We start from the raw sequence: 838 nt of genomic DNA, 5'->3' as shown, positions 1-838 counted from the left end.
ACTATATTAGTATATCACAGTCACTTTCGCTTGTCAACACTTTTTTGAAACTTTTTTTAATCTTTTTTCATCAAGTGTTCCAACTGCAACATACCATAGTCCGTACGGGATTCGAACCCGTGTTACCGCCGTGAAAAGGCGGTGTCTTAACCCCTTGACCAACGGACCAGAGTGGTTATTTTCAACTCTTACTATTATACCGACTTTTTCAGACTTGTCAACACCTTTTTCTAATTTTTTTTAAACTTTTTACAATTTTTTGGCGAGAAGTCATCTAAATGGAGGCTAGCCCTCATGCCTGGTTTGGAGCAGAAACCTCTAACTTACACCTAGCCATTGATGATGCTTCTGGCAATATCCTAGGGGCTTATTTTGATAAACAAGAGACCTTGAATGCTTACTATCATGTCCTCGAACAAATTTTAGACAACCACGGCATTCCCCTTCAAATCAAAACAGATAAAAGAACAGTCTTTACCTATCAAATCTCCAACTCTAAGAAAATGGAGGACGATACCCATACACAATTCGGATACGCCTGTCACCAACTGGGGATTCTCCTTGAGACAACCGCTATCCCTCAAGCTAAAGGGAGAGTCGAAAGACTCAATCAGGCACTACAATCTCGCCTGCCTATTGAACTGGAACGAAACAATATTCATACCTTGGAAGAAGCCAATACTTTCCTTCTTTCCTACATTCAAACCTTTAATGAACAGTTTGGAAACAAGACAAAACTCTCTGTCTTTGAGGAGGCTCCTAAGCCCTCTGAACGAAATCTCATTCTGGCTAGACTGGCGGAGAGAGTCGTCGATAGTGGACACCATATCCGATTCCA

General features: G+C 41.2%; 1 tRNA gene and 1 pseudogene. One reads left to right on the top strand and one right to left on the bottom strand.

What is annotated here, in order from left to right:
* Positions 1-96: 96 nt before the first annotated feature.
* Positions 97-168 (bottom strand) — tRNA-Glu (locus tag HT701_RS10055).
* Positions 169-266: 98 nt separating this feature from the next.
* On the opposite strand from HT701_RS10055, the pseudogene HT701_RS10050 reads away from it, so the two are divergent.
* A pseudogene (locus HT701_RS10050) lies at positions 267-838 on the top strand (ISNCY family transposase); the annotation flags it as partial.

It is taken from the genome of Streptococcus sp. 10824, from assembly GCF_013276595.1.
Taxonomy (GTDB): Bacteria; Bacillota; Bacilli; order Lactobacillales; family Streptococcaceae; genus Streptococcus; species Streptococcus pseudopneumoniae.
Note: the sequence above shows the minus strand (reverse complement) of the source record. Positions and strands in the feature narration are given on the sequence as shown.